This is a genomic window from Streptomyces sp. NPDC048415 (assembly GCF_040651675.1).
GTDB lineage: Bacteria > Actinomycetota > Actinomycetes > Streptomycetales > Streptomycetaceae > Streptomyces.
The window spans coordinates 1-25,237 of the sequence record NZ_JBEZKJ010000108.1 but is presented as its reverse complement, the minus strand read 5'-3'; the positions used below and the strand labels follow the sequence as shown (position 1 = coordinate 25,237).

18 protein-coding genes and 2 pseudogenes are annotated in these 25,237 nt (G+C 69.4%); 15 read left to right on the top strand and 5 right to left on the bottom strand.

Translation table 11 applies throughout. The annotated features are described in order from the left end of the window. Positions 1-209: helix-turn-helix domain-containing protein (locus AB0D27_RS39195; protein ID WP_362518639.1), on the bottom strand; the 209-nt coding region annotated here is incomplete at its 3' end. A 169-nt stretch (positions 210-378) separates the two neighbouring features. Between AB0D27_RS39195 and AB0D27_RS39190 the strand changes: the two genes are divergently transcribed. The 6 genes and pseudogenes from AB0D27_RS39190 (at position 379) to AB0D27_RS39165 (ending at position 5,048) form a co-directional block, all read left to right on the top strand. Then, on the top strand, positions 379-1,134 hold the full coding sequence (locus AB0D27_RS39190) for a DUF2071 domain-containing protein (RefSeq protein WP_362518642.1): 756 nt from the start codon (positions 379-381) through the stop codon (positions 1,132-1,134). A gap of 32 nt (positions 1,135-1,166) precedes the next feature. After that, positions 1,167-1,675, top strand: a pseudogene (locus AB0D27_RS39185) (cinnamyl alcohol dehydrogenase); the annotation flags it as partial. Between the two features lie 84 nt (positions 1,676-1,759). Then, a complete protein-coding gene (locus AB0D27_RS39180; RefSeq protein ID WP_362518636.1) occupies positions 1,760-2,209 on the top strand; it encodes an SRPBCC family protein in 450 nt (149 codons plus the stop codon). A 390-nt stretch (positions 2,210-2,599) separates the two neighbouring features. Further along, positions 2,600-3,766: an AI-2E family transporter gene (locus AB0D27_RS39175; protein ID WP_362518634.1), complete on the top strand. Its 1,167-nt coding sequence runs from the start codon at positions 2,600-2,602 to the stop codon at positions 3,764-3,766. Between the two features lie 120 nt (positions 3,767-3,886). Continuing rightward, positions 3,887-4,444 (top strand): hypothetical protein, encoded by a 558-nt coding sequence (locus AB0D27_RS39170; RefSeq protein ID WP_362518631.1) that lies wholly within the window; start codon positions 3,887-3,889, stop codon positions 4,442-4,444. Positions 4,445-4,505: 61 nt separating this feature from the next. Continuing rightward, on the top strand, positions 4,506-5,048 hold the full coding sequence (locus AB0D27_RS39165) for a hypothetical protein (protein ID WP_362518629.1): 543 nt from the start codon (positions 4,506-4,508) through the stop codon (positions 5,046-5,048). A 97-nt stretch (positions 5,049-5,145) separates the two neighbouring features. On the opposite strand, the gene AB0D27_RS39160 is transcribed toward AB0D27_RS39165, so the two are convergent. Then, a complete protein-coding gene (locus AB0D27_RS39160; RefSeq protein WP_362518626.1) occupies positions 5,146-7,920 on the bottom strand; it encodes a hypothetical protein in 2,775 nt (924 codons plus the stop codon). Positions 7,921-8,577: 657 nt separating this feature from the next. On the opposite strand from AB0D27_RS39160, the gene AB0D27_RS39155 reads away from it, so the two are divergent. From AB0D27_RS39155 to AB0D27_RS39135, 5 genes are all read left to right on the top strand, one after another. Continuing rightward, complete coding sequence (locus AB0D27_RS39155) at positions 8,578-10,029, top strand: cytosine permease (RefSeq protein ID WP_362518624.1); 1,452 nt, start codon at positions 8,578-8,580, stop codon at positions 10,027-10,029. A gap of 486 nt (positions 10,030-10,515) precedes the next feature. Beyond that, on the top strand, positions 10,516-10,917 hold the full coding sequence (locus AB0D27_RS39150) for a hypothetical protein (RefSeq protein WP_362518622.1): 402 nt from the start codon (positions 10,516-10,518) through the stop codon (positions 10,915-10,917). Between the two features lie 59 nt (positions 10,918-10,976). After that, the gene (locus AB0D27_RS39145; protein ID WP_362518619.1) at positions 10,977-12,155 is read left to right on the top strand and encodes a PP2C family protein-serine/threonine phosphatase; all 1,179 of its coding nucleotides are present in this window, start codon (positions 10,977-10,979) and stop codon (positions 12,153-12,155) included. Positions 12,156-12,631: 476 nt separating this feature from the next. After that, the gene (locus tag AB0D27_RS39140; RefSeq protein WP_362518617.1) at positions 12,632-13,603 is read left to right on the top strand and encodes an alpha/beta hydrolase; all 972 of its coding nucleotides are present in this window, start codon (positions 12,632-12,634) and stop codon (positions 13,601-13,603) included. A gap of 20 nt (positions 13,604-13,623) precedes the next feature. Next, a complete protein-coding gene (locus tag AB0D27_RS39135) occupies positions 13,624-14,346 on the top strand; it encodes an alpha/beta hydrolase (RefSeq protein ID WP_362518615.1) in 723 nt (240 codons plus the stop codon). A gap of 275 nt (positions 14,347-14,621) precedes the next feature. Here AB0D27_RS39135 and AB0D27_RS39130 read toward each other — a convergent pair whose 3' ends face one another. From AB0D27_RS39130 to AB0D27_RS39120, 3 genes are read right to left on the bottom strand one after another with little or no spacing between them, the layout of a single operon-like run. Then, the gene (locus AB0D27_RS39130; protein WP_362518612.1) at positions 14,622-15,893 is read right to left on the bottom strand and encodes a sugar ABC transporter permease; all 1,272 of its coding nucleotides are present in this window, start codon (positions 15,891-15,893) and stop codon (positions 14,622-14,624) included. Between the two features lie 5 nt (positions 15,894-15,898). Continuing rightward, positions 15,899-16,681 (bottom strand): ATP-binding cassette domain-containing protein, encoded by a 783-nt coding sequence (locus tag AB0D27_RS39125; protein WP_362518610.1) that lies wholly within the window; start codon positions 16,679-16,681, stop codon positions 15,899-15,901. A gap of 39 nt (positions 16,682-16,720) precedes the next feature. Next, entirely contained in the window at positions 16,721-17,809 is a 1,089-nt protein-coding gene (locus AB0D27_RS39120) for a substrate-binding domain-containing protein (RefSeq protein WP_362518608.1), read from the bottom strand. A gap of 737 nt (positions 17,810-18,546) precedes the next feature. Between AB0D27_RS39120 and AB0D27_RS39115 the strand changes: the two genes are divergently transcribed. From AB0D27_RS39115 to AB0D27_RS39100, 4 genes and pseudogenes are all read left to right on the top strand, one after another. Continuing rightward, complete coding sequence (locus AB0D27_RS39115; RefSeq protein ID WP_362518605.1) at positions 18,547-21,024, top strand: SpoIIE family protein phosphatase; 2,478 nt, start codon at positions 18,547-18,549, stop codon at positions 21,022-21,024. An 8-nt stretch (positions 21,025-21,032) separates the two neighbouring features. Then, positions 21,033-22,106 carry a substrate-binding domain-containing protein gene (locus AB0D27_RS39110; RefSeq protein ID WP_362518602.1) on the top strand — a complete coding sequence of 358 codons (1,074 nt, stop codon included), beginning with the start codon at positions 21,033-21,035 and terminating at the stop codon, positions 22,104-22,106. Positions 22,107-22,594: 488 nt separating this feature from the next. Further along, positions 22,595-22,848 (top strand): annotated as a pseudogene (locus tag AB0D27_RS39105) (glycosyl hydrolase family 5); the annotation flags it as partial. 80 nt (positions 22,849-22,928) lie between these two features. Beyond that, complete coding sequence (locus AB0D27_RS39100) at positions 22,929-25,178, top strand: glycoside hydrolase family 9 protein (protein WP_362518641.1); 2,250 nt, start codon at positions 22,929-22,931, stop codon at positions 25,176-25,178. The last annotated feature ends 59 nt before the right edge of the window (positions 25,179-25,237 follow it).

Sequence of the window (25,237 nt, the reverse complement as noted above, 5' to 3'; positions counted from 1 at the left end):
CCGTCCAGCCGTTCGGCGAGGAAACGCCGCCGCCACTTGCGGACGGTGTCCGCGGTCACCCGCAGATCCCGGGCGACCGCGACAATCGGCGGCACCTCCGGCCCCGCACACGCCAGCACAATCCGCGCGCGCAGGGCCAGGGCCTGGGCCGATGTCGCCCGACGCGTCCACCGCTCCAACTCCGCCCGCTCGTCATCAGACAGCAGCAACGGCTCCAACTTGGGGCCCCGACGAGGAACTGACGCACCAGCAGCAGAAGTCATGCAACTTCTAACGATCAACTACTGGCGCAGGACACTAGAAGCCTCGCGGTCTATGAGAGGGATGCCGGGCCGGGGTCGGCGCCTCCCTGTCTGGGATGCTGACGCCGTGCCGACCATGCCGCAGCTTCCCGAGCCCGTCGACCCGGACGCACCGACGCTACTGAAGGGGCCGCTGCTCACTCAGGAGTGGCTCGATCTTGCCTTCGTGCACTGGGCGGTCGACCCGAGCACCATCGCCGGACTGCTGCCGGACGGGACCGTCCCCGACATACTCGGCGACGTCACGTACGTCGGCCTGGTCGCCTTCCGGATGCACCGGGTCGGCTGGCTGCGGTCGCCGGGAGTGCCGTACCTGGGTTCGTTCCCGGAGACGAACGTGCGCCTGTACTCGGTGGACGCGCACGGCCGGCGCGGCGTGGTCTTCCGCTCGATGGACGCCTCCCGACTCATACCCGTGCTGATGGGACGGGCAGGCTTCCGGCTGCCGTACATGTGGTCCCGCATGGCCGTCCGTTCCGAGAACGACGTCATCACCTACACCAGTTCGCGCCGCTGGCCCGGGCCGCGCGGCGCGTACAGCCGGATCGTGGTGCGGCGGGGCGAACCGGTCCTTGAACCCACCGAGTTGGAGCACTTCCTGACCGCCCGCTGGGGCATGCACAACGCCTTCTTCGGCGACGTGGGTTTCCTCCCGAACGAGCATCCACGCTGGCCGCTGCACCGCGCTGAGCTGATGACCTGCGAGGAAAACCTGCTCGCGGCCGCCGGAGTGCCCGCGCCGCTGGGAGCGCCGGTGAGCGTGCTGTACTCGCCGGGAGTCCCGGTCCGGCTGGGTCGGCCCGCGCGGCCGGCCGGCATTCCGACGCCGTGAGGAAGGGGCGGGGCGAGATGCCGCGCGACGGCCGCAGCAGGGCGCATACGGCGAAGGTGCGGCCGCTGCGGGAGATGCGGGAGGAGTTTCCCGAGCGACTGGTCCTGTTCGGGGCGGACTTGATGGCTGAGGACTCCTTCGACGAGGCGATGAAAGGCTGTCGCGTGGTCTTCCATGTGGCGTCGCCGTTCTTGATGCCGGAGAAGATCAAGGACGGTCGCAAGGACATGGTCGACCCGGCCCTGCTCGGCACGCGCAACGTACCGAGTATGGACAATCGGATACTTTCGGAGAGGTACTTCAACTCCGCCAGCACGCCCGCGATCTCCGGCTGCCCCGTACGGCGCTCCCGCACTGGCCGGTGCGCATCCTGGGCCCGGCCTTCGGTCTGACCCAGGACTACATCCGCAAACACCTCGGCATCCGGTTCCGAGTGGACAACACCAGGAGTGTGCACGAACTGGGCATCGCCTACCGCCCGATCGAGGAGACCCTGCTGGACCACTACCAGGAGTGGCGGCGGCAGCGAGGGGCGCGCTGAGGTCTGCTCGGTCGTGAGGATTGGCCGCCGCCGGGTCAGGTACTCGACCGCCTTCATCCGATCCACAGAAGGCGAGGCATTTCGATGTCGCAGGTAGAGGAATCCATCCACGTCAACGTCCCGGTCCGTACCGCCTACGACCAGTGGACCCAGTTCGAGACGTTCCCCCGGTTCATGGACGGCGTCGAGCGCGTCGAGCAGCGCACCGACACCCTCACCCACTGGATCACCAGGATCGACGGCGTGCAGCGGGAGTTCGACGCCGAGATCACTGAGCAGATCCCCGACGAACGCGTCGCCTGGACCACGGTCGCCGGCGAGGCCAGGCAGGCCGGCGTCGCCACCTTCCACCGCATCGACGACACCACCACCAAGGTGATGCTGCAGATGGACGTCGAGCCCGAGGGCCTGGCCGAAGCCGTCGGCGACAAACTCGGCTTCGTCAACCGCCAGGTCAAGGGCGACCTGAAGCGGTTCAAGCAGTTCATCGAAAACCGCGGCGTGGAAACCGGCGCCTGGCGGGGCGAGGTCTGATCCGGCCGATCCACCCCAGGGCGGCGCCGCGAGGCTGCGGCCCAGGCGTCCGCCCGCGCGGGCCGGCGCCCGATGGGCCGCGTCGACGCCCCCATCGGGCCATGAGCCATCCCACGGCAGGGATCCGGCCGCGCCCGTCCCGGTTGCGGCAGCTCCTGGCACAGCCCCACGCTGTCCATAACGCCCTTGTGTTCGATCCGCTCCGGCCCGGACACGTGATGGCGGAGGCGTTGTATCGAGGGTGGCCTTGCAAGAAGACGTGGCTGGGTGGTCCCGACGACGGGAGGTGGTGACGCGCAGGTGAACGACGGATCGCGTCGTTCGCACCGGTCGCACCGGCAGCCGGGCGCGCCGGCCTCGGGTTCCGGCTCCGCCCGGACCGGGCGGCGGATGCGATACATCGTGCTGGGCAGCCGGCCCGCCCATGGGGTGGGGGCGGTGGCCCGCGCCCGTACGGCCGGGGCGGCGGCGCGGCGTGCCGGGGACCGCGAGCCCGTGACCGTGTTCCACGGGCTGCGGGTGGCTTCGGCGTACGCGTGGCGGCTGCTGGTGCTGGGGGCGGCCGTGTACGTGGTCTTCATGGTCCTGGGCCGGTTGCAACTGGTCGCCGTGGCGCTGTTCCTCGCGCTGGTCGTGACGTCGGTGCTGCGTCCGCTCGCCGATCTGCTGGCGCGGCGTGTGCCGAGGGCCGTGGCGGTCGTGATCAGCGTGTTCGGGAGCCTGGTGGCCGCACTGGGGCTGCTGGCGCTGGTCGGCGGCTTGGTGGCGGGAGAGTCGGGCCGGTTGGGGCGCGAGTTCTCCGGGGGCATCGGGCGGATCCAGCGGTGGCTGGAAGGCCCTCCCTTCCATGTGAACCACACGGTGCTGTCGGATCTTCAGGGCAAGGTGGCCACGTTCGTCTCGGAGCACCGTTCGGTCCTGATCAGCAGCGCGCTCAGCGGCGCCGGACGGGTGGTGGAGATCCTGACCGCGGCGGTGCTCGCACTGTTCTGTTCGCTGTTCTTCATCCATTCCGGGGACAGGTTCTGGCACTGGTTCCAGGAGTTGCTGCCCGAGGGCGCTCGGGATCCGTGGGGCCGCGCGGGACGGGCAGCGTGGCGAACGTTCGCCGGGTACACGCGGGGCATCATCATCGTGGCGGCCACGAATGCCCTAGTGGTCGGAATCGTGCTGTTCGCGCTGCGCGTGCCTCTCGCCCTGCCGCTGACGCTGCTGGAGTTCTTCGCCGCGTTCATCCCGCTGGTCGGTTCGCCCATCGCGCTGGCCGTGGCCACGGTCGTCGCCCTCGCCTCGCGGGGGCCGGTGATCGCGATCGTGGTACTCGCCCTGATCGTGGTCATCGGCCAGCTCGAAGGCCATGTACTGCACCCGCTGGTACTGGGCTGGTCGGTCCGGCTGCATCCCGTGGTCGTGGCCGTCTCCGTCATCGCCGGCAGCATCCTGGCCGGCGTGATCGGCGCGGTCGTGGCCGTACCGATGGTGTCGGTGGCCTGGTCCGTGTTCGGCGAGCTGCGGGCGCCGCCCGAGACGGAGCACCCTGGCCGGTCACCGGACTGACACCGTGGAGACGGGCCCCATTTGAGGAGGGCCGTTCCGGCCGTCTCGTTTCAACGAGAAAGACGGGGGGATTCGGGACAGAGAGGGGCATATGACCCACCTGTGAGGAGGTTCTGTCCGATGTCGACAGGGACCCTTCTGGCGATCATCATTCCCATCGCGGTGGTGATTGTCCTGGTCGCCGGGGCGGCTTTTGTGCTGATGCGCCGCCGCAAGCTGCAGCAGCGCTTCGGCCCGGAGTACGAACGTACGATGGAGAACGCCGACAACCGTATGGCCGGAGAGCGCGAGCTCAGGGCACGCGAGAAGCGGCATGACTCGTTGGAGATCAAGCCACTGGACACCACCGTCAGGGACCGCTACGCCCGGGACTGGACCGGCGTGCAGGAAGAGTTCGTGGACCATCCGGAGGACGCCGTGCACGACGCGGACCGTCTGGTGACCTCCCTGATGCACGACCGCGGCTATCCGACCCAGGACTTCGAGCAGCAGCTCAAGGACCTCTCGGTCGAGCACGGCCGCACGCTGGAGCACTACCGGGCCGCCCACCAGGTGGACGAGCTGAGCGCTCGGCACCAGGCGACCACCGAGCAACTGCGGGGAGCCATGGTGCACTACCGCGCCCTCTTCGAGGAGTTGCTCTCCGACGGGGGCCGGCCCCGCCACGCGCGGGCCTGATCGGGTCAACGAACGTCACCGCCCCGATCCGGGACACCGGGGGCGCAGGAACGGAGGAGAGATGCAGCGTCAAGACATACCGGACTCCGCCACCGAGAGCGGCCTGTCCACCGACGACCTTGCCCGGCCTCGCGAGCGGACCGGGGAGGGTGTGGCCGACACAGAGTCCGAAGTACCGACCTTCCCGGGCGAGAGCACGGCACCAGTGGGCGAGTCCACAGAGCGCGAGGCCGAGGGACCCGACTCCGATGCCGAGTCCGAGAACGTGACCGCCGTTGGCGACGCCGGCACCCAGGACCGGGCCACAGGCGCGGAGGCCCACGACGAGGAGGACGCTCCCAGGCTCCTCCCCGAGGAAGAGGAGGAAGGTTTCCGCACCCGGTGGCAGGACGTGCAGAGCAAGTTCGTCGACGACCCGCAGGACGCCGTGCACACGGCCGACGCCCTCGTCGCGGACGTGATGCAGAGGCTGGCCGCTTCCTTCGCGGACCGCAAACAGGAACTGGAAGGACAGTGGAATCGGGGCGAGCAGGCGAACACGGAGGACCTGCGCATGGCCCTGCGCCACTACCGCTCCTTCTTCAACCGCTTGCTGGTCACCTGACGGGCGCTGTCTTTCACGCCTTGCCGGGTGAGCGGGTGGGGCGGGTACACCGACCGGGGACGGTCCGTGTACCCGCCCCGGTCGGCGTACGGTCGGACTACGAAGCGTCGCGCACCTTTCCGGTGAACACCGGCCCGTCGTGCGGCTCGCCGGAGTCGTCGTAAGTCGTCATCCGGAGACGGACCGACTCCTCCGGCTCGGTCACACCGTCCACGACGGTGGGGATGGTCACCTCGACGCTGGACTGGCCGGCGGGAACCGTCCCGAAGAGGAGGAGCCCTTCCACCGTGGACAGCGGTCGCGACGGCTGCGGTGACGCGCCGGAGCTGTCCCGCAGCCACTGGGGGTCGACGTCCGTGGTGGACAGTTCGGCGCCGCCGGTGACCGGCAGGATGCCGAAGTCGGCCTGGACATCCGTGTCGGCCACCGCGGAGAGGGACATCCGCCAGGTCAGGCTCTGGCCCTCGGTGACCCGGTCGGCGACCGGCGTCACCTTGACGGTGGGTGCCGGGTCGTCGTTTCGCACGGTCACGCCGCCGCGGTGGGCACCGACGACCGCGCCGTGGACCGCCTTCACCAAGACGTCGTGTGTCACGTCGTAGTCGAAGCGGGTGTTACCGCGTACCTCGACCGGTACGTCGATGCCGTGGCTGCCCGCCCGTACCGTCACCTTGCGAGCCGTGGCCTCGCCCGTGGACGGATCGGCGACGAACAGCCGCACGGTGCCGCTGCCGTGCCCGGAGACCCGTACCGGCACGTGGTAGGTACGGACTCCGGAGTCGCCCTCCTTGACCGACAACCGGCCGATGTCGACGCGTGGCAGTGCGGCGGCCCGGACCGCCGCCATGCCGGGGCGCCAGCTCCATGCGTCCATCAGCCATGCCTGTCCGGACTGGCTGCGCGGGATGAGTTCCAGAGCGGCCACATGACGCAGGTCAAGTCCGGCGCGGGTGGCGGCAGTCAGCGGTACGCGGATCTCCTGTCCCCAGAAGGAGGCGGTGCGCTCGGTTCCCGGCAGGCCGTCGAGGTGTACGCCCCCCAGGGTGGCCCGGCGGCCGGACGCGTCGGCGAGGGCGACGTCGAGCTGAGTTCCCCGCGTGTTGGGCGGCACGATCACCCGCAGTGCCAGAGCCTTGGCCCCATGGACGGAGACCACCCGCGACGGGCGGACGCGCACCGCGGTACCGGGAGCCGACCAACGCAGCGCGACGGCGCGGCGGCTCGGCTCCTTCGAGGTCTCCCACTGAGCGAAGTGCGGCGAGAGGCCCTTCGCGTCGGAGCTCAGGCAGGCGGCAGCCGCATCGGTGTCCACCTCCGTGCACAACCGGCCGCCGTCCACGGTGACCGGGGCATCCGGCAGGAACGCCGCCGTTCTGCGCGCGCCGACCGCGTGCGTGAGCACCCGCGCGGGGTCGGCCGACAGCGCGCGCCGGTTCGAGCCGTCCAGCAGCGGACGTACCCGGTCGTCACCCGCGACGAACAGCCGCGCCGCGGCGGCGATGTACGTGGCTCCGGCGGACTGCTGCTGATGGGCCGTCAGCCTGGTCGCGGTGCCCGGCGAGCACACCGGATCGCGCTGGTCTCCGGCCCAGAAGTCGTCCTCCGCCGGAGCCTGGGCCTGCCCCGGTGTCCACTCGCTGTTGAAGAAGTTGTGGTTGGCGCCGACCACGTAGACCGCGCTGTGCAGGGCGGCGCCGCGGCTGACCCCACGGGTGCCGTCCACGTACATCTCGCCCTGCAGGTCGGACACGTCACCGTCGCAGCCGGGCAGGATCGTCGTGGACGGTACGTCGGGGGTCGGGTTCTGACCGAAGATGGTGGGGCCGATGAGTACGGTGCCGCGAACGTGCCAGCGGACCCGGCCCCGGTAGCCGTCCTGGTCCGCGGGCGGCGGGTACAGACTGTCCATGGCGGCCCGGTTCACGCCTTCCCCGCCCCGCGAGTGGCCGACCAGCAGCACGCGCGAGAGATCGGCCGCCGCCGAAGTCCGTACGATCCGCGGTGCCGAAGCCGGGTGCGCCGTCCAGTCCGCCCAGCGGGCCAGGTGCTGCCGCACGAGCGACGAACGGGCCTGTGCCCCGCCGTCCTGCGCGGCGTAGTCCTGACCGTTGATGCCGTTGGCGGAGATGGACACGGTCACGTATCCCTGCGAGGCCAGCAGTTGCTGGTCGCGCAGGTAGCCCCGGTAGCTGGGGATCGGCTTCGAACCGGCGGAGCAGGGCCAGTCGCCGGTCACGTCGTGACTCCGGGCCGTGAAGCATGTGACGTGCCGGCCGTGCAGGAACAGCGCCAGCGGTCGGTGCCCCGGGGCCGTGGCGGGCGCCACCACCACCGCACGCATCTCCACGGGTGCGGAAAATCCGGGCAGCCGCACCGAGCTCAGCGCGTACTCACCGGTGACCGTCCGATACGTGCCGGGATTTCCGGGGTCAACCGCGTTGGCCGGCAGCGTGGTTGGCGTCTGCGCCGCGAGTCCCGGACGTCGGCTGGGCCGGTCCTCGTGGGCCCCGGCCGCGTCCAGACGGCGCCCACCGGCCCATGCCTGAAGGTCCGTCAGCTCCCCGAGGCGTGCGCCGTGCAGTGTGAGCCGGAACGTACGGCCGTCCGGCGCCCCCACCGGTCGGCCGAGTAACCGGTCCCCGGCATGGAACTCGACGCCGGAGTCACTCACCGGCACCGCGTCGCCGGAGTGCCACACCAGCTGTCTCGCCGCTCCCTCGCCGGTGATCTGCCACCCCGCCGGAAGCTGTCCGCCGGACTCCGCCGGTGTCGAACCAGCGGTGGCCTGCTGGGCGTGCGCCCACCCTGGCGATCCCGCGACCACCGCGAGTAACGCCGCGGCGGCGACCCCTATTCGCCGGACACGGATCAATGTTCTTCTCCTCTTGGTCGGCATGCTCCCCCTTCGCGCCCGCCCCGGAGATCCCGGAACGGCTCCTCGCCTCACGAGGACGGCAGCCGGGGCCGGGGGGTTGCCTGACGTCACACGCGTATCGCCGTCGCGTTGCCGTCGCGTTGAGGATTGCTGTGACGGTCGCTCACGGTGGCGTGAGGGGATTGGCCCAGTGGGTGGCCGACGCCCCCGAGGGGCAAACCCCTCATGGACAGGGTGAGTTGGCGGCACTCGACGTCGATGCGAAAGCCGGCCGGACGCCGTCGACCCCGGCCACCCTCGGTATCTCCGCATCCAGGGATGAGCGCGGCGCACACCCTGGCGTGCGCTTCCGCGTCTGTCAGGAGTCGTCGAAACTGCCCGCAACGGCGCTGCCCATCCAGAAGGGCAGCGCCTTGCGGAGTGTCGTGGCAGACAGTGCCCCAGTGGCCTCCGGAACGGCATCCAGCTCGCGACGGCCCCCTCCGTCGTCGCCTCGGCCGGTCAAGCCGCTCCGCCGTGGGACTCGGCTACGCGGCGTACCGGTCGCCCATACCGACCGGCACGGTCCGCCTTGACCAGTACGGCTCCCGGGATGAACGTGGTCACAGGTGTTGAATCTTCTCAGCACGGTGAACGCCCTCAAAGGAGGCACTCGTGACCACATCATCACAGCCACGAGTATCGGGTCTGGAAATCCGCTCCATCGACTACGTCCCCCTGGATGAGCGGCACGGAAAGCTGTGGCACCTGGGGCCTCTGTGGTTCATGTCCAACGCGCAGATCGCCACACTGGCGGTGGGACTGATCAGCATCACCGAGGGCGGCAACCTGATCTGGTCGCTGATCGCGATCGCCGCGGGCACCATCCTCGGCACGTTCTTCATGGCCTTCCACTCCGCGCAGGGCCCGCAACTGGGCCTTCCGCAGATGATCCAGTCGCGGCCGCAGTTCGGCTATGTCGGAGCCCTGCTGGTGTGGCTGTTCGCCTATGTGCAGTACGCCGGATTCAACGTCTTCAACACGATCCTGGCCGGCGAGGCCCTGCACACCACGGTGCACGGCGGAGTCAAACTGTGGGTTGTCGTGGTCACGCTCATCGCGTTCGTCATCGCGCTGGTGGGCTACGACGTCATCCACCGCGCCGAGCGGGTCCTCACCTACACCTTCCTGGTCATCTTCGGGATCTTCACCGTGGGCATCCTGGTCACCCTGCACTATCCCCCCGGCTCCTTCGACCTCGGCGCCTTCAGCTGGACCCCGTTCCTCGCACAGTTCGGCGTGGTCGCCGGCTACCAGATCAGCTGGGCCATCTACGTCTCGGACTACTCCCGCTACCTCCCGCCGGACGTGACCGTCCGCAAGACCTTCTACTGGACGTACTTCGGATCGGCGCTCGGCGGTATCTGGCTGATGATGCTCGGGGCGCTGCTCGCCGCGTGGGCGGGCAAGGATTTCGAGACGGTCCGCTCGATCAACGCCGCGGGTGACAAGGTCTTCAGCGGGTTCGGCGCGATCGTGCTGCTGTTCGCCGCCCTGGGCCTGGTCTCGGTGACCGCGCTGAACATGTACGGCGGGTCCCTCACGCTCATCAGCGCGATCGACTCCTTCAAGAGAGTGCGCCCGACCCTCGCCGTACGGCTCGTGACGATCGGCCTCACCGCGGCGCTCTCCGTGGTCGGTGCGCTGGCCGCCACCGCTCACTTCCTTGAGAACTTCAACAACTTCCTGCTGCTGGTGCTCTACCTGTTCATTCCGTGGACCGCGGTCAACCTCATGGACTACTACGTGGTGCGTCGTGGCCACTACGCGGTCGCCGAGATCTTCAACCCGCACGGCATCTACGGCCGCTGGGGCTGGCACGGCATCATCGCGTACCTGGTCGGCTTCGGCGTCATGGTGCCGTTCTTCTCCGTCGGCACGCTCTACGTCGGACCTGCCGCCAAGGCGCTCGGCGGTGCGGACATCTCCCTCTTCATCGGGCTGCCCGTCGCCGCGGCGCTGTACTGGCTGCTCACGCGGTCGATCGATGTCGAGGCCGAGACGCGCCTGGCCGAGGCGGAGGCCGCGGCGCTGGAATCGGCGGCCCACGAACACCGCGAGCCGTGACTTTCCCGTGGCCCGTGGTGTGAGGCCCCTCGGGTGCGGCGCCATCTGTGGCCCCTCGGGGCGGCCGGCCGTCAACATGACCGACCACACCCTCGGCCCGCGGGGTCCTGACCGTCACCGGCGAGACCCCCGCCTCACGGCCAAGCCGCCCGCACGTCTCCACGTCCGCATGTGCCGGAGCCGCGTGGTCCACCTCGTGGGCGGCCCGTTGCCTGCCCAGGCATACGAAATGCCGAGCACGCTGCCGATCCAGTTACGTCCGGAGTGTCCCAGCACGGTCAGGTCGGCCCACGAAGTCCAGCGCGGCACAGACGGCCAGTTGGTCAGGCCCGTCCAGGCGTCCACCGGCACGAACGCGTGGGCGAGCGGACCGGGGCGCTCCCTGGCCCGCTGGTACCGCATGATGCACACCACCCGGCGCCGTACGACCTCCTCCAACGGCAGAGGGAAGAAAACTCGTTGCGGGTACCGTCCCCGATGTCCAGCGTGCGGCTGCCATTTCGGGACGCCTGCACCCGGTACCGGCGGCCGGCTGCCTTGCGTTCCACCTTCACGCCCGAGTCCGCGCTGCTCACCGCGGGCGCCTCGACCACGATCGGCTCCCCGAGCGCGGCGGCGTACGCGGACAACACCGTCGGCGGTCTGGTCGCGGCGGTGAAGTCCGCGACCGACGCGTACCAGCCCAACTCCCACGCCAGGGGCATCGACTCCCCGGACCCCACGTGCGGCACCGGGTGGCCGCCGAACGCCTGCCGATTGCGGACCTGGCCGGTATGCAGCAGGACCCGAGGTCCTCTTTGGTGGGCGGCCCTGGGACCGCGGACTTTTGGTGGAGTGCTGGCGCAGCCCTGCTTTGCGTTGCCGGGCGGGGGCATGGTGGCGGTGTGAGACTGCTGGGGAGTACGCCGCACAGAGGGCTCGCGAGTCGGACGAGGGGAGCAGCAGCCGTGACGAGGTCAGAGACCAGGGACGGTCTTCTCGGCGAATTCCTGGCAGACCCGGCCAACGCCGCGCTGGACCTGACGACGGCGGTGGCCCGCTGCTCGCAGGCCCTCGGCCTGCAGCAGTCCTTGGTCTATCTCGCCGATATCCAGCAGCGCTTGCTGGTACCGCTGACGGACAGCGTTTTGGCTCTCCCGATCGACGGCTCGCTCGCGGGCTGGTCGTATCGCACGCAGTCCCTGCGGGTCGAGGAGGCCGGTCTTGCCGGACTGACGGCCTGGCTGCCCCTGGTGGACGGGGCGGAACGACTGGGGGTGCTCGCCCTGCACTGCCAGACGCTGGAGCCGGTATCGCTGCGCCGTGGCCGGACGCTGGCCTCCCTGGTGGCGATGATGATCACCTCGAAGCGGGCGTACAAGGACTCCTTCATCCGGCGTACCCGCACGGAACCGATGGAGCTTCCCGCCGAGATGCTGCGGGCGTTTTTGCCGCCGCGGACCATCGGGACCACTCATGTGGTGTCGACCGCGGTGCTGGAGCCCGCCTACCAGGTGGGCGGCGACGCGTTCGACCACGCCCTGACGGGGACGATGCTGCACGCCTCGATCCTTGACGCCATGGGGCACGATCTGGCGTCGGGCCTCACCACGGCGGTCGCGCTCGCCGCCTGCCGCAAGGCGCGTCGCACCGGGGCCGATCTTCCGCAGTTGGTGGAGAGCGTGGATTCGGCGCTCGCACGGTGGCTGCCGGACCAGTTCTGCACCGCCGTCCTCACCCAGCTGGACCTGGCCAGTGGGGTGCTCAGCTGGTGCAACTGCGGTCATCCCGCTCCGCTGCTCATCCGGGACCAGGGCCTGGTGGCCGGGGCGATGGAGCGGGAGGCGGACCCGCCGATGGGCCTGCCGTCGGCCCTTGCGACGGGCCCTCGGCAGGTGCATCAGATCGCCCTGGAGCCGGGCGATCGGGTGCTGCTGTACACGGACGGGGTGACGGAGTCCCGGATGCGTAATGGGACCGAGTTCGGTCTGGAGCGTTTCGTCGACTACGTCGTCCGGGCCACGGCGGCAGGGGAGTTGGCGCCGGAGACCTTGCGCCGTCTCATCCACTCCATCCTGGACTCGAATTCGGGACTGCAGGACGACGCGACGATCCTTATGTTCGAGTGGCGGCCACCCCTGCACTGACGAGGGCTCCGCCCTGCGTGAGCCACCACCTGCCCTTCACGGCTGCCTCCTCGCGGAAGGGCCGTGTCGGCCGACGGGCGTCGGCGATGTTCTGGTGGTACCCGTCACCGTCGCCGGATTCCCCGCGACGACATTCCTGGTGCGTCATGTGCGCACGTTACGCATCCTCGCATTACGTGCTCGTGGTGCGGCCGGGAGTACCCGTCAGACCGCCGGAGCGTTCGCTAGCTCGTTCGAACGCTTAGACCGAAAGCGGCCTGGTCAATACCGAACGCGGCCTCCTCGATGGGGTGCGTGCTCGACGTGCTCGACCTTCACCGCTCCCGTTGTCATGCGCTGTGAGGCCAGCGGTGTGCGCTGATGGACAATGCGCGCCCGCATCGGGCTTCTGGCGTGCGGCAGGACACCGGAGCCATTCACCCTGAGCCGGGGGTCGTTTCGCCGGAGGGCCCGGCGTACCGCACCACAGTTTCAGCATGTCCGACGCCGTAGCGCCCGTCCAGCCCGTACTGGAGCCGGCGGCCGCCGCCTTCGTGGCAGCAACCGCCAATCCGCCGTACCTGTTCGACCTCGGTCCGGTGGAAGGCCGTAAGGCCGTGGAGGAGGTGCAGTCCGGCGACATTGAGACGCCTCAGGTCGACGAAGAGTGGATCACCGTCTCGGGCGGTCCGACGGGCAGCGTCCGCGCCCGCATCGTCAAGCCCGCCGGCGCCGAGGGCACACTGCCGGTGATCCTCTACATCCACGGCGCCGGCTGGGTGTTCGGCAGCGCCGACACGCACGACCGCCTGGTCCGTGAACTCGCCGTCGTCGCGGACGCCGCCGTGGTCTTCCCCGAGTACGACCTCTCGCCCGAGGTCCGCTACCCGGTGGCCATCGAGCAGAACTACACCGTCGCCAAGTGGGTCGTCGAGCAGGGCGCCACCAAGGGCCTGGACGGCTCCCGCCTCGCGGTGGCCGGAGACTCCGTCGGCGGCAACATGGCCACCGCGCTGGCGCTGATGGCCAAGGAGCGGGGCGATGTTCCCCTGGTCCAGCAGGTGCTGTTCTACCCGGTGACCGACGCGAACTTCGACACGGGTTCGTACCACCAGTTCGCCACGGGCTACTTCCTGCGCCGCGACGGCATGCAGTGGTTCTGGGACCAGTACACGACCAGCGAGACCGAGCGCGCCGAGATCACCGCTTCTCCGCTGCGGGCGAGCACCGAGCAGCTCGCCGGACTGCCGCCGGCGCTGATCATCACAGGCGAGGCCGACGTGCTGCGCGACGAGGGCGAGGCGTACGCCAACAAGCTCCGCGAGGCCGGCGTCCCGGTCACCGCCGTGCGCTTCCAGGGCATCATCCACGACTTCGTGATGCTCAACCCGCTGCGCGAGACCCACGCCGCCCAGGCCGCCATCACGCTGGCCACAGGCACGCTGCGTTCCGCGCTCCACGCCAACTGACAAGGGGAGACACCCCACTCATGACCACAACCACCACCCCTACGGCCGTACTCGTCCACGGCGCGTTCGCCGACGCGGCCAGCTGGTCCGGTGTCATCGCGGAACTGCAGAACCACGGAATCCCTGTGGTGGCGCCGCCGAACCCGCTGCGCGGGCTTGCCTCCGACGCCGCGTACGTGGCCTCCGCGGCCGCTCAGATCGACGGCCCGTTCGTGCTGGTCGGTCACTCATACGGCGGTGCGCTCATCACCGTGGCCGGCACCACGGAGAACGTCGTCGGGCTTGTCTATGTAGCGGCCTATGTTCTCGAAGAGGGCGAGAGCCTCGGCGAGTTGCAGGGGCGCTTCCCCCTCTCGCCGCTGGTGAGCAACTTGAAGGAGGCGACGTACCCCGTCGAGGGCGCGGACCCCGCCGTTGAGGTCACCATCAAGGCCGACGCGTTTCCCGCCGTCTTCGCCGCCGATGTGCCCGCCGCCGTCACCAAGGTCCTGGCGGTGACCCAACGGCCGCTCGCCGCCTCGGCGTTCGCGGAGACGGCCTCGGCGGCGGCGTGGAAGACCATGCCGTCCTGGGCGCTCGTGGCCGGTGCGGACCAGGCGATCAATCCCGAGGTGGAGCGCTTCGGCGCGAAGCGCGCGGGGGCGGTGGTCGTCGAGCTGGAGGGCGCCTCGCACGCCGTCGCTCTCTCCCAGCCGAAGGCGGTCGCCGACCTGATCCGCGACGCCGTCCGCGCGATCGGCTGAGCAGTCGGCACCGACTGCCGCGCGGACGCACTGCCCCCGTACGGGTCCGCGCGGCCTTCGGCATGCTCGTCGGGGCCCACGACGCGGCCCCCGGACCGTCGAGTTGGGTGACGACGGCACCAACGACCTGTCGAGCGTGGCGGCACCAACGACCTGTCGAGCGTGGTCGCAGGGGCAGCCGCCACCAATGAGGTCGCGACGAACACGATCGCCACCGCACTGCCCGGTCGCGTGCCCTGTTGTAGCGCGACTGGCATCGCTGGAGAGCAGACCTCTCAAGCCCGCCCATGCGCCTCCTGCGAGCGTCGCGACAGGGAGTCGATGACCACCGCGGCGAAGAGCACCCCGCCCGTGATGACGAACTGGACGGCGGTGGGGGTGTCCGTGATCGCCATGCCCGAGGCGATCGACTGGATGATCAGCATGCCGAGCACCGCGGACCAGGTGGTACCGCGTCCCCCGAACAGGCTGGTGCCACCGATGACAGCTGCGGCGATGGCGTTCAGCAGCAGGACGCCCGAGCCCGAGGTCTGGCTCACCGATGTGATGCGCGAGGCCAGGAACAGGCCACCGACGGCGGCCATGGTGCCCGAGACCGCGAGCACCGCGGTCTGCACCCGCGTCACACTGAGACTGGCGCGACGGGCCGCCTCGACACCACCGCCGAGTGCGTACACCTGCCGTCCGTAGCGCGTGCGCCGGAGAACGATGTCGAGGCCGGCTACCACCACGAGGAAGATCAGGAGGGCGAGCGGCAGTCCCTGGAATTGGTTGAGGACATACGCGGCGGCGAACGCGATCACCGCGAGGACTCCCGTGCGCACCGCGATTGCCCGGAGCGAGCGGTGCGGCATGCCGACGGCCTTGCGCCGCCGCCGGTCCAGGTAGGACGCGAGGAAGACGGTGCCCGTGCCGACCGCCGCCAGGCCGTAGGCGGCGCCGTCGTTGGTGAAGTAATAGCTGGTCAGCTGGGCGACGAGCCCGTCCTCGTCGAGGTTGACGGTGCCGCTCGTCCCGAGGATGGCGAGCATGAGGCCGTTCCAGGTCAGCAGCCCCGCGAGGGTGACGACGAACGCCGGTACCCGGGTCTTGGCGAAGGAGAAGCCCTGCACGGTTCCCGCCGCGGTACCCGCGAGCACCGCGATGATGAGGGCAAGCCATTCCGGCACGCCGTTGTTCACGTTCAGAACGGCGAAGACAGCCGCCGCGAGGCCGCTGATCGAGCCGACCGACAGGTCGAGCTCACCGAGCAGCAGGACGAAGACGATGCCGACCGCGATCAGGCCCGTGCCCACGATGTCCACGCTGAGGTTGGACAGGTTCCGCGGGGAGAGGAAGTTCCCATTGAGGGACTGGAAGGTGATCCACACCGCGGGGAGGACGAGGAAGACGGGGAGCGATCCCAGTTCACCGGCGTTCAGCTTGCGCCAGAAGACGGCGACCCAGCTCTCCACGGCACGGGTGATGGCCGGCCCGCGGCGCGGCTGACGGGCGTCCGTGTGGGGTGCGGCGGGTTTGGCCCGCGTGTTGTCCGCCATGTTGCGCATCCCTTTCACCACCCGGCCTCCCGGGAGGCCATCCGGCGGGGCACGTTGTCCGTGGCGCCGGTGATGGAGGAGATGATCTGTTCCTGAGACGCGGTGTTCACGTTGAAGAAGCCGTTGTTGCGACCGAGCCGCAGCACAGCGGCCCGGTCCGCGAGGGCTTTGACATCGCCCATGTTGTGGCTGATGAGCAGTACTCCCAGACCGCGGTCACGCAGGTGGTCGACGAGGTCCAGGACCTCGGTGGTCTGCTCGAATCCCAGAGCCGCGGTCGGTTCGTCCAGGAGGAGAACCCGCGGGTCGCCGAGGAGGGAGCGAGCGATGGCGACCGCCTGCCGCTGGCCGCTGGACAGTGAGACGACGGGGGCGCGCAGCTCGGGGACGCCTCGGGTCAGGCGTTCCAGCAGATGTCTGCTGCGGCGCTCCATCTCCACCTCGTCCAGGAACCCGAACCTGCGGAGCTCCCGTCCGAGGAACAGATTGCCGACGACGTCGAGGTTCCCGCACAGCGCGAGGTCCTGGTAGACGGTGGCGATGCCGAGGTTCCGGGCGTCGTGGGGGCGCCTGATGTGGACCGTCCGGCCCTCCCACTCGATGACGCCCCTGTCCGCTGGGGCGACGCCGGAGATCACTTTGACCAGGGTGGACTTGCCGGCCCCGTTGTCGCCCAGCAGAGCGACGACCTGGCCGGCGTGAATCTCCAGCTCGATGTCCGTGAGGACCTCGACGACGCCGAAGCGCTTGCACACGCCGTGCAGCGCCAGCAAGGCGGGAGCCGACACGGAAACCATCTCCTTCCCGGGCCCGGACCTGGAGTGGGAACCGGCCTGTCAGGTCAGCCCGGCCTCGTTGCAGGCGGTCCCGAGTTGGGGTGTGCAGATCTGCTGGATCGTGTACACGCCGTCCTTCACCAAGGTGTCCTTGATGCTGTCGACGGTCACGGACACGGGGGTGAGCATGACGGCCGGAACCGCCTTCCCACTGCTGGTCCTCACCTTGCTCGTCGCGACCCGGTCGAGGCTTTCACCGCGGGCCGCGGCCACGGCCATGGCGGCGCCGGCGGAAGCCTCGGGTCCGAAGGGCTTGTAGACGGTCATGTACTGATCGCCGCCGACAATCCGCCGCAGAGCTGCGAGTTCGGCGTCCTGCCCGGTGACGGGGGGCAGTGGCTTGACCTTGTTCGCTTTGAGGGCGGAGATGCTGCCGGCGGCGAGGCCGTCGTTTGCGGCGTAGACCCCGTCGATGTTGCCGACGCCGAGAGCGGAGATGGCGCCGGACATGTTCATGTTCGCGGTCTCCGGCCTCCACTGGAGTGTGTCGTACGCCTTGCCGATCTTCACCTTCCCCGTGAGCACGGACAGTGCGCCCTTCTTGAACGACACCGCGTTGGGGTCGCTGGGATCGCCGTTCATCATGACGATCTGGCTGCTGTGCACGCTGTCGCCCATGGCCTTCAGCAGTGCCCTGCCTTGGAGCCTGCCGACCTCCTCGCCGTCGAACGAGACATAACCGGAGATCGGGCCACGGGCGAGGCGGTCGTAGGCGATGACCGGGATCTTCGCCTCACTCGCTTTCTTCACCGCGGCGCCGAGCGATCTGGCGTCCACGGCCACGAGCACGATGGCATCCACCCCCTGAGTGAACATCGAGTCCATCTGCTCCTGCTGGATGGCCACATCCCCCCTGGCGTTGGCACGCTCGACCGCGCAGTCGTCGCACAGCTCCTTGATCTTCTTCTCGAGCAACGGCCCGTCCTGTGTCTCCCAACGGGCCGTGGTGGCGTCCGGCAGCAGCAGGCCGATCTTCGGCGTGTTCCCCCCGCCGGAATTGTTCCGCGCGGCCGGCCCGCAGGCCGCGAGCGCGACGGCCGTCGAGACCGCGGTCATGGCGATGACCGCGTCCCGTATGCAGGCCTTCATGTGAGAGACCTCCCTTGTCCTTCCCTGTGTGCCAGGGGGCGCTCACGGTTGCCCGGCACCGGCCTTCGACGGGTGCGCGGTCCGGCTGCCGCGCTCCATGGGCGTACGACAAGTGGTTGGCGGCCGGCTCATGGAGGACCAGCGGGGCCACGCCGACCTCTCCCGTCGGGGCTGGCCGACGGGGTGCGCGGCTGGAGAGACGGCGCGTGTGCATCGCGGCGTCAAGGATCGGTGTGCGGGTCGGCGGGGCCGTATGGGCCATGGCTGCGGCTTCGGCGGTCGCGGGGCGGCCTCGCCCGCCTCGGCGAGGTGGGGCCTCGGCCCGACTGGCCCGGCACCGGGGGCTCCCTCAGTGAGCATGGCGACAACCGGCCTCCTCACCATGCCAGGCGTACTGCCGGGCAGGAGTCCGGCAGTCGGCCACGATGTCGGCGCGGAACGTCCGCCTGGAACGTGCCACGTGGAAGTGGCAAGACGACCACGTCGTCAGTGTGACACCGGGCGCGGTGATCTGCGAACGCAGTGTCTGCGGCCATCGATGGCCGGTGCGGGGCAGGCCGCGCACGTGGCTGTACCGGGTCCGCGCGACCTTCCCGGGTCCCGGTCGGCGGCCTGCCTGCTGTCGATGACAGGTGGGGGTATATGTCCCCTTAGATCGTATATGCGATTCTGGTAAGTGGGTGCCCCGATCTCAACCTGTCGGTACCTGCGGCCTGGACGGGAGGTAGGTTGCGGACATGCCTCATGACGGCCGTTCCCGGGTCGGAGCGGTGCTGGAGGCCGCCGCGAGTGATCGGGTCCTGTCGTTCGCCGGAGCGGCGGTGGCGGCGGTCTATGTGCCCGATGACGGGAATGACGCGCTTCGGTTGGTGGAAACGGCCGGATGCGCCACTTCCGAGTACGAGGTGCCGGAGCATGTGCCCTTGTCCGGTGGCTCACCTGCGGCGCACGCCTTCCACACCGACCGGCCTCTCTGGCTGACTCCCGCGGCGCTGGCCTCCTTCTCCGAAGGCGGGGTGACGCCGCAAGCGGAGGTTTCGCTCGGCGCGCTGCCACTCAAGACGGAGGGCAGGCGGCTGGGCTGCCTCGTCGTGGTGGGGGCCTCCGCTGAGGGTTTCGATGCCGAGCAACGACGCTTCGTGGAGCGGTACGCCGAGGCGGTTGCCGGCGTCCTCCAGGCCGGGCACGGCCGAACACCACCTCCGTCGCTACTGAGTCACGCCCTGCGGAATCTGCGCGTCGGCACCTTCGTCCTGGTACCTGACACCGGCCTGATCGAGGCGGACGAGACTCTGCTCGAATTGGTCGGCATCACGCCGGATGACTTCGACGGCAAGGCGGACACCCTGCTCGCGCATGCCCTCCCCGAGGACATGCACGCGCTGATGTCGGTCCTGGAGCCGTCCCCCCAGGCGTTCAGCCGACGGGAGCTGGAATTCCGTGTCCGCCGCCCCACCGGTAAGATGCGCTGGCTGAGCCTGAGTTGCCGGGTGGTGGTGAGCACCGACGACCAGCCGGAGCAGGTGCTGGGCGTCGTGACGGCGACCGCGGTCCTGCGCCGGAGCGCCCACGACGTTTCCAGGATCCAGTGGCTGACTGCCGCACTCGACGATGCCGCGACAGTCCGTGACGTCAGCCGGGTCGTGGTCACCGCGCTGCGTGAGCCGCTGGGCGCAGACCGCGTGGCGCTCGCCGAGGTGCAGGACGACCGGCTCACGGTCATCGCGCTCGACCCGCCGCAGACCGCCGCCTGGCCCAAGATATGGCGTTCCGAATGGCGCTCGGAGTGGCCCGACGCACCGGTCAGCGCCCTGCCCACCCTTCAGATGGCTCTGCGGGACAGCCGTATGGATCTGTGGCCCGCCGGTACAGCCCTGGAACCGGGGCTGGAAGGCATCGGCACCGGAGGCCTGGCCGTCCTGCCCCTCCCTGCCAAGGGCCGCATCGCCGGCGTATGCCTGGTCGGCTGGGATCAGCCGCACGAATTCGTCCCCGAGGAGCGGTCCCTGCTGACAGCCACCGCGGCGCTGGTCGGGCAGGCCCTCAAGCGTGCGCACGGACACGACGCCGAGCAGGAGCTCGCGACGATGCTGCAGCGCAGTCTGCTTCCCCGGCGCCTTCCCGAGCTGGCCGGGGGGACGGCTGTCGCCCGCTATCTGCCCGCCCGGCGCGGATTGCAGGTGGGCGGCGACTGGTACGACGTCATCGCCCTTTCCGAGGATCGGGTGGCGCTGGTCATCGGTGACGTACAAGGACACAGTGCCGGAGCCGCGACGATCATGGGACAGATGCGCACCGCCGTAAGGGCGTACGCGGTGGAGGGCCACCCGCCCGACGTGGTCGTCTCACACGCCAACCGCCTCCTCGTCGGTATGGAGACCGACCTGTTCGCCACCTGCTGCTATGCCGAACTGGACATGGACGAGGGCACCATCCTGTTCGTCCGGGCCGGGCACCTCTCACCGCTGGTACGCCATCCCGACGGCAGCACCGAGGAGGTGCAGGTCGAGGGCGGGCCGCCGCTGGGCATTCTCGCGGAGGCGGCGTTCCCCATGACCTCCGTCGCACTGGCCCCTGGAACGGTGCTCGCCCTGGTCACCGACGGCCTCGTCGAGGCCGCCGACCTGCCCCTGGACGAGGGCATGCTCCGGACACGCGCCGCGCTCGCCGCGGCCGAGCCGGCGGATCCAGGCCGGATGGCCGACGAACTGCTCGGCGACATCGGCCGTCGTGAGGACGACGTGGCGTTGCTGTTGCTGCGCTACGACGGCATGACGACCCGGCCGATACGGGCCGGCTGGGCGGTGTGGCGGCTGCCCGACGCGGTCATGCACGCGCGCCGTTTCACCGCACGCACTCTGCGTGGGTGGAAGGTCGAGGAAGCGGCCGACGCGGTACTGCTGGTCGTGTCCGAGCTGGTCACCAACGCCCTGGTGCACACCCAGGGACCGGTCCACGTCGACCTGATGCTTCGCGCGGACCGGGTGCGAGTCTGCGTGAGCGACACCTCGCCGCGTGCCCCCGCCAAGCCGGTGATCGTGGACTGGGAGTCGACCGGCGGCCGAGGCCTGGTTCTGGTCGAAGCGATGTCGGAGTCGTTCGGCTCGGTGCCGGTGGCCGGCGGCAAGCAGGTGTGGAGCGAGATCGTTGTGCCGCGGCGTGAGCCGGCTCCTGCGGACGCCGGGCCACGCGAGGAACGAGGGGATCTGTTGTGAGGGCCCGTATGCGACACGTCATCGCGGCGCTCGTCGCGGGACTCATGGCGATGCCGCCGGCCGCCTGCGGGGGAGGAGACGACGAAGCGCGCAAGGACAGCTTCACCGTCGGCCTGCTGCTCCCGGGCCGAATGCTCCCGCGCTGGGAACATTCCGACAAGCCGGTGATCGAGAACCGGCTGAAGATCCTGTGTCCCCACTGCGCCATGGAGTACGCCAACGCCGAGGACGACGCGACGAGGCAGCGGCAACAGATGATGTCCATGATCACCAAGGGGGTCAGGGTCCTGATCCTCGACGCCGCCGACACCAGGGCGCTCCGCTCCTCGATCCAGGAAGCGAACCAGGCGGGTGTCGCGGTCGTCGCCTATGACCGGCTCGCGGAAGGCCCGGTCTCGGGCTATGTCAGTTTCGACGGAGCACAGATCGGCAGGCTCCAGGGCGAGGCGCTCCTCAAGGCCATGGGCGACAGGGCGAACAGCGCGGACGTCGTCATGATGAACGGCGACCCGACCAGCCCCAACGCGGCGTGGTTCAAGAGAGGCGCTCTGTCCGTCATGACAGGCAAGGTGAAGATCGGCAGGTCGTACGACACCCCGGGCTGGAGCACGGAGAACGCCCACGCCAACATGTCCACTGCCATAGCCGCCCTGGGCCCGGACCGGATCGGCGGCGTCCTGGCGGCCAACGACGGCATAGCCGCAGGCGTCATCTCCGCTCTCAAGAGCGCCCGTGTCAGCGAGCTTCCGCCCGTCACCGGTCAGGACGCGGACCTCGACGCCGTGCAGCGCATCGTCAAGGGTGAGCAGTACATGACGGTGTACAAAGCCTTCAGGACGGAAGCCGCCGCGGCTGCCGCCATGGCCGTGGCCCTGGGGCGCGGTGAAGATCTCCGCGATGTCGCCACGACGACGACCGACAGCGCCACTACCAAGCACATCCCCTCTCTCCTGCTCACTCCGAGCGCGGTGACGGCCGGCAACATCGAGCAGACACTCGTCAAGGACGGCGTGTACACCATCGACCAGATCTGCACCCGCCAACTCCGGCCTGCCTGCGACAAGGCCGGACTTACCCGGTAGGGGTTCCTGCGGACGATCGCGTATTTCCCCAGGGCGAATCAAGGGCTGACACAACGAGCTGGACAGGCCGGGTTGGCGTGCCTGCGGCGGGAGTTGCGGAAGTACCTGCCGAGGTCACTGACTGAGTCCTTGGCGGCGCCCCGTGGGTCCAGGGCTCACCGTCGTCGTACGCGTTCTGCGCGGCGGGTCCGGCGCGACGGCGGCCGACGCCTCCGATGCCCGACGGCTCCGCCCGGCCGTCACCGCACGACATGTGCGCGTCGACGTCGCACGTCTTGCTCAGGATCCCTCCTTGCCCTACATTCCCGGGAGCCGCGATCTGGGAGCGCTCCCACAGGCTCCCGCCCCCGAGAGCTCGCGAAGGGACACCATGAAATCCCGCATATCCTCTGCGGTGTTGGCGATCCTGGTGACGCTGGGATCGCTCTTGGCCCTCCTCATCTCGGACCTGTCCGCGCACGCCGGCACCGTGTTGTGCGACCGACAGCTCGCAGGTGGGGACCGCCACCGTCGGCCGGTCCTGGGAGGTGTGGGCCGGCTGGAACGGCTCCCACAGCGTGATCAGTCTCGTGTCGCCGTCGGCGATCGGAAGCTGGGGCTTCGACGTCACGGACTTCGTGCGCCAGGTGATCGGCCGCGGTCTCGCCACAACTCCTGGTACTTGACGAGCATTCAGGCCGGCTTCGAGCCATGGCAGGCCCGCAGCGCCCCCACCTTGAAGTCCTTCTCGGCCCCCGTGAACTGAGCACTGCCAAGACGAATTCCGGTTCGGAGGACCGCTCCTCCTCCGGTGCGGCCCTCCACTTCTCCAAGGAGTTCCATGTGATCAGACGCCGAATAAGTGCCTTCGCCGTGGTCGTGCTGGCCGCGGCGACGCTGACCGCGCTGCCCGTCGGCACGGCCGACGCCGATGAGGTCGAGCAGGTCAAGAACGGCACCTTCGACAGCGGGATCGCCCCCTGGTGGACGACGAGCAACGTCACCGCGGACCTGTCCGACGGCCAACTGTGCGCGGACGTGCCGGGCGGTACCACCGACCGCTGGGACGCCGCGATCGGGCAGAACGACATCGCCCTCGTCAAGGGCGAGTCGTACAAGTTCAGTTTCACCGCTTCCGGTGCGCCCGAGGGGCACGTCCTGCGGGCGATCGTCGGCTTGTCGGTGTCGCCGTACGACACGTATTTCGAGGCGAGTCCGCCGATGAGCGTCTCGGGCGACACCTACTCGTACACGTTCACTTCGCCGGTCGACACCACGCAGGGGCAGGTGGGCTTCCAAGTCGGCGGCGGTGCGGACCCCTGGCGCTTCTGCGTGGACAACGCGTCGCTGCTCGGCGGTGTGCCGCCGGATGTGTACGAGCCCGACACCGGCCCCCGGGTGCGGGTCAATCAGGTGGGATATCTGCCCGGTGGCCCCAAGAACGCCACCCTCGTCACCGGCTCCACCGAGAAGCTGCCCTGGCAGTTGAAGAACGCCGGGGGAACGACCGTCGCCCGCGGGCAGACCGTACCGCGCGGTATCGACGCCTCCTCCGGACAGAACGTCCAGACGATCGACTTCAGCTCGTACCGCACCCACGGCAAGGACCTCACGCTCGTCGCCGACGGTGAGACCAGCCGCCCCTTCGACATCGACGCCAACGCCTATGAGCAGTTGAGAGCCGACGCGTTGAAGTACTACTACACCCAGCGCAGCGGAATCGAGATCCTCGACTCACTGCGACCGGGGTACGCCAGGCCGGCGGGCCACGTGAACGTCGCTCCGAACACGGGGGACTCCAACGTCCCCTGTCAGCCCGGGACTTGCGACTATTCGCTGGACGTCACCGGCGGCTGGTACGACGCCGGCGACCACGGCAAGTACGTGATCAACGGCGGCATCGCCACCTGGCAGCTGCTGAGCGAGTACGAGCGCTCGCACCTGGCGCGCACCGGTGAGCCGACCAAGCTGGGGGACGGCACGCTGGCCATTCCCGAGAGCGGCAACAAGGTGCCGGACATCCTGGACGAGGCCCGCTGGGAACTCGAGTTCATGCTGAAAATGCAAGTACCGGCCGACAAACCGCTCGCCGGCATGGTCCACAGCAAGATCCACGACGAGCAGTGGACGGGCCTGCCGCTGCTGCCGAGCCAGGATCCGCAGAAACGCGAACTGCACAGGCCGACGACCCAGGCCACCCTCAACCTCGCCGCGACTGCCGCGCAGGCGGCCCGCCTATACCGGCACTACGACCCCGCCTTCGCGGCCAGGGCACTCAAGGCAGCCAAGACGGCGTGGGCCGCCGCGACGGCCCATCCGCAGATGTATCCCTCCGACACCGACGCTATCGGCGGCGGCGCCTACTACGACGACAACGCGACCGACGAGTTCTACTGGGCCGCCGCGGAGCTGTACCTCACCACAGGTGAAAGGCAGTTCGCCGACTACGTCCTCGCCTCGCCCCTGCACACCGCCGACCTCTTCGGCAGCCTGGGCTTCGACTGGGCCAGGACCGCGGTGCCGGGCCGACTCGACCTGGCGACGGTCCCGAGCAAGCTGCCCGGACGGGACAAGGTCCGCCAGTCCGTGACCACGGGCGCCGACAAGTACCTCGCCGCCCTCAACGGCCAGCCGTACGGGATGCCGTACGCGCCGGACAACACCACGTACGACTGGGGCTCCAACGCCCAGATCCTCAACAACGCGGTGGTCATCGCGAGCGCCTACGACATCAGCGGCAAGAGCGCGTACCGCAACGCCGCCGTGGAAAGCGTCGACTACATTCTCGGCCGCAACGCGCTGAACCAGTCCTACGTGACCGGGTACGGCGAAGTCAGCTCGCACAATCAGCACAGCCGCTGGTACGCCCATGAACTCGATCCCAGCTTGCCCAGTCCTCCGAAGGGCACGCTCGCGGGAGGCGCCAACTCGAGTCTGCAGGACCCCTACGCCCAAGGGAAACTCGAAGGCTGCGTCGGTCAGTTCTGCTACATCGACGACATTCAGTCCTGGTCGACCAACGAGAACGCGCTCAACTGGAACTCGGCACTGGCCTGGATGGCGTCCTTCGTCGCCGATCAGGACAGGACGTAGGATCGCCCCGTCTGCCAGCGGATCGGTCGTCCCGCCCGGCGCAAGCGGGGCGGGACGAC

Coding starts and splice junctions, on each gene's coding strand:
- AB0D27_RS39190 (WP_362518642.1), top strand. CDS start 379: ATGCCGCAGCTTCCCGAGCCCGTCGACCCGGACGCACCGACGCTACTG.
- AB0D27_RS39180 (WP_362518636.1), top strand. CDS start 1,760: ATGTCGCAGGTAGAGGAATCCATCCACGTCAACGTCCCGGTCCGTACC.
- AB0D27_RS39175 (WP_362518634.1), top strand. CDS start 2,600: ATGCGATACATCGTGCTGGGCAGCCGGCCCGCCCATGGGGTGGGGGCG.
- AB0D27_RS39170 (WP_362518631.1), top strand. CDS start 3,887: ATGTCGACAGGGACCCTTCTGGCGATCATCATTCCCATCGCGGTGGTG.
- AB0D27_RS39165 (WP_362518629.1), top strand. CDS start 4,506: ATGCAGCGTCAAGACATACCGGACTCCGCCACCGAGAGCGGCCTGTCC.
- AB0D27_RS39140 (WP_362518617.1), top strand. CDS start 12,632: ATGTCCGACGCCGTAGCGCCCGTCCAGCCCGTACTGGAGCCGGCGGCC.
- AB0D27_RS39135 (WP_362518615.1), top strand. CDS start 13,624: ATGACCACAACCACCACCCCTACGGCCGTACTCGTCCACGGCGCGTTC.
- AB0D27_RS39130 (WP_362518612.1), bottom strand. CDS start 15,893: ATGCGCAACATGGCGGACAACACGCGGGCCAAACCCGCCGCACCCCAC.
- AB0D27_RS39125 (WP_362518610.1), bottom strand. CDS start 16,681: ATGGTTTCCGTGTCGGCTCCCGCCTTGCTGGCGCTGCACGGCGTGTGC.
- AB0D27_RS39120 (WP_362518608.1), bottom strand. CDS start 17,809: ATGAAGGCCTGCATACGGGACGCGGTCATCGCCATGACCGCGGTCTCG.
- AB0D27_RS39115 (WP_362518605.1), top strand. CDS start 18,547: ATGCCTCATGACGGCCGTTCCCGGGTCGGAGCGGTGCTGGAGGCCGCC.
- AB0D27_RS39110 (WP_362518602.1), top strand. CDS start 21,033: ATGCGACACGTCATCGCGGCGCTCGTCGCGGGACTCATGGCGATGCCG.